Raw genomic sequence first — 3390 nt, forward strand, 5'->3', positions numbered from 1 at the left:
GACAGCGAGGCAATCACGGCCTCCCGGTCAGTCTTGCGCTGGGCAAGCCAAGCGGTCTTGCCCAGCGTGCTGACCGGCCGCTGAAGCGTGTAGTCGAGATCGGCGTGCTGCCAGATGGCGCGCTCCCACACATCGGCAAAGGTCGAAGCGCGGTCGAGCTGTTCGCGCTGGTAGCGGACATAGGCGATGATGTTGTCCGAGGTCGGCTCGAGGATCGCCTTGGCTTTCAGCTCCTCAAGCCGCGCGCCGATCTTGTTGAGTTGCTGGCGGTAGCTGGGCGATGCGGCACTGGCCGAAGCGCTGGGATCGGACGTCTTGGGCTTGGGGCGCTCGCAGTAGAACCAGGTGCCGAGTTTGCGCTCGCCGCAATAGAAGGGATCACCGGCAACTGTGGACGTGTCCACATGTTCACCAGTGGACCTGTCCACTTGCCCACTCGTGGACGGGTCCACGTTCTCACGATTGGACATGTCCTCTTGTTCCAGCGCGGCGCTGGCCGGAGGGGTTCCCAAGGCCATCAGCGGACTGGCGGTGACGAGGCTTGCGCTGGTCAGCAAGGCGATCAGCGTGGCGGCTAAAGGGCGTGAGGCTTGGCGCATGGCGTCAGGATCCTTGACCATGGGTTTGATAGTAAGATTGGACCTTCTGCTGGATCTGGGCCGAGGTCTGGAGCGAGGCGGGCAGCGACACGGCGCTGGTGAAGTCGGCAAAGACCTCGGCAAAATCCATCTTGGACAGGTCGAGCTTGGAGAACTGGTCGACGGTGAAGCCCGTGCAAGTCGGCGACTGCGGGCTGCCAAAATCCAGCCCCAATTGGGCGCGGCCCTGCTCCTGGATCACGCGGGCGAGTTTGGACTGGTAGCAGCAGTAGCTCTTGCGCATCGTGGTGCAGACGAAGAGCGCCTTCTCTGAGCAATATTCGCCGACATAGTGGCACAGGCCCATGCGATCCTTGACGTCGAGCTGCATCTCCTCGCCCGAGCACATGAAGAGCGGCAGGAACTGGGTCACAAGGCCAAGCAGCATCGCAGGATTGCCCGAGGCGAGACCGATCGCGGCCGTGGTGGCAGCGGCGCCGGTCAGCAGGCCCGAGACCTTGCCGGCGCAGCAATTGACCAGACCGAAGAGCGGCTTGTGGCAGCCGGTGGCATCGCCATCGAAAATCGTCAGATTGTTGGCGTCGAATTGCTGTTTGGCATCCTTCATCGCGTTCATCGCCACGAGCGCATTGGCCAGATCAGGCGCCGGCGAGGTTGGAAGCTGGGTGCAGCTTCCATCGATGCAATAGACGTCCCCGCTGCAGGAATAGGCCTGTGATGTCTGTGTCGAGGCCGGCGTCGTGCATTTATAGACCTCGCTCTTGACCTGACAGGCACCCGTCTGTGGGCTGTCGAGGCAGACCTCATGGTCGAAACTGCAAGTGCTCTTGGCCGACAGGGTCGCGCAGTCATTGGCGCTCGAAAGCGTGCTGCACTGGTAGGTCGCCTGCCACTGCCAGCAATCATGGGTGACCGCGACGCCGTTGATGGTGCGGGTGGCAGGCGAGGCATCGACGCAGACTTGGGTGGGTTGGAGGCAGGTCTCGCCGGTCGGCAAGGCCTTTAGTTTGGCTTGGCAGTCTGCATTATCGACCGTGGAGCCTTGGTAGGTCTGGATCGGCCCGACATAGGCAGCACCCGGCACGCCCGGTGCTTGATCCTGCGGGGGCGGCTCGAAACACAGCGTCGTGTGGTTGATGCAATAGGTCTTCGACGCGCTGGCCCCATAGTTGGTCTGCGCGCCGCAATTGTAGGTCGTGTCCGTCTCGGTAAAGACCATCCCGAGGCCCGCTCCGGGCGGCCAGGTGGTCACCGAGGGCTTTTTGGTTTGGGCGACCTGCGTGCAAGAGGATTGGCTGGCAAAGCTTCCGCAATCGGAGACCTCGCCCCAGTAGAACGTGCCGCCCGTTGTGGGATTGTAGATGTCCCATTCCGAGCTGTGGCAAGTATATTGGTAGGCGCTGGTGAACTGGTTGGCCCAGCCAATGGTGCAGGTGAAACTGCTATCCGTCTCGGCCGTGCCGATCTGGCAGGAATCGTAATATGTGCTCGCCGTCCCGCTGCTCGCAGGAATGGGCTGGCAATTGCCCTGCGAACTGCCCGCAATGCCGGTGTAGCTCGTCGGGCTGGTTTCGACCTGCTTGGCCGTCGATAAGCCCAGCGTCGAGGCATCGACGGTCGGGCGGTTGGGATTGGTGACGATGGCATAGGGCTGCGAGGTGACTGCTGCGACCGCGCCATCGCCGGCAAGGCTGTTGGGGTTGGATAGATACTGGCCCTGCGGCAGATCGGCGCCGCCATAACCCGGCACAGCATTGGGCGCGGATTGGCTCGTGACATTGCCAGTGACCTGGCCCTGCAATTGGCTGGCAATCGCGCTGGCCGCAGCCTTGGGGTCGACGGTCTGAGCGGCAAGCGGTGTGCCGCCCAGCAGGGCCGCGGCGATCACTGCGCCGGACGCCATTCCACGAAGGGGGATCGCGCGCGCCCTCATGGCACGCGCTCCAGATTGGCCAGCGCAGTTCTTGCAACTGGCGCACCGGGGCCGCGACCTTGCGCGATGGTTTCGAGCGCGAAATGCGTCGTCACATTCCCGGCAATGCGGTCGAAGGGTGTGGGCTTGCTGGCGCAGTCCTCGCCTGAGCACAGATCAAAGCTGGACGATGCCGCCACATAGGTGGGAACCGCCTCGATGCCATAGGCCCGGAAAAGCCGGGGATCGATGCTGACATGGGCGCCTGAGGTATCACCGATGGCCTCATGCAGCGCGGTCATGAAGGGCTTGGGGCCGCCGGGCGAGAAGCCGCGAAAAACCACCATGCCGCCCGCCTTGGAAACATCGGCGATCATGCGCTTCAGGGATTCGGGCGGCATCGACAGGCTGGCAAAGGCAATGAGCATGGGTGCGGATTGCGGTGATGGCGCCATGCTTCGGCCGGCGTTCGCTACCAACGCATCGAGATCGATCGGATCGCCGGTCGGGTTCGCCTTGGCCCGCGCTGCTGTCTCGGCTTTGACCTTGGCTTGCGAACCCTCGACCAGTGCGGCCATATCGTCGGCCAGATCGGCGTTGGCCTCAGCCTGATGACCAAGCACCTGATCGACGAATTGCCCCAAATTGCGGGCATGAGCCTGCGCCGCCTTGTTGATGTCATCGAGATCGAGGCCATCAACCTGCGTTTGTGCCAGCACAGTGCCGACACCGCCGAGAGCGAGCAGCGAGCCGAAAAGCAGGAGAGATTTGCGCATCTTTGACCCTCCCGTCAGAGTAGAGTAAGACGTGGGCGCGGCGCGGTGTCTCCACCGCCCGTTTCCCACGCCTTCTCTCCGAACCGGACGTGCACCTTTCGTT

Annotated in this window: 3 protein-coding genes; all 3 read right to left on the bottom strand. The window is 63.0% G+C overall.

Annotation, left to right across the window (positions count from 1 at the left end; translation table 11 throughout):
* A partial coding sequence (gene traF, locus BGP00_RS15835) for a conjugal transfer protein TraF (RefSeq protein WP_292925771.1) occupies window positions 1-599 on the bottom strand: 599 nt, incomplete at its 3' end.
* Between the two features lie 4 nt (window positions 600-603).
* Window positions 604-2502, bottom strand: a complete 1899-nt coding sequence (locus tag BGP00_RS15840; RefSeq protein ID WP_292925772.1) for a conjugal transfer protein TraN — start codon at window positions 2500-2502, stop codon at window positions 604-606.
* A gap of 26 nt (window positions 2503-2528) precedes the next feature.
* On the bottom strand, window positions 2529-3287 hold the full coding sequence (gene trbC, locus BGP00_RS15845; protein ID WP_292925773.1) for a type-F conjugative transfer system pilin assembly protein TrbC: 759 nt from the start codon (window positions 3285-3287) through the stop codon (window positions 2529-2531).
* Window positions 3288-3390 lie beyond the last annotated feature (103 nt).

This window comes from Novosphingobium sp. 63-713, assembly GCF_001898925.1.
GTDB lineage: Bacteria > Pseudomonadota > Alphaproteobacteria > Sphingomonadales > Sphingomonadaceae > Novosphingobium.

What these genes read in the sequence shown, in the direction of transcription:
- trbC (WP_292925773.1), bottom strand. Translation starts at nt 3,287, where the DNA reads ATGCGCAAATCTCTCCTGCTTTTCGGCTCGCTGCTCGCTCTCGGCGGT.
- BGP00_RS15840 (WP_292925772.1), bottom strand. Translation starts at nt 2,502, where the DNA reads ATGGCGTCCGGCGCAGTGATCGCCGCGGCCCTGCTGGGCGGCACACCG.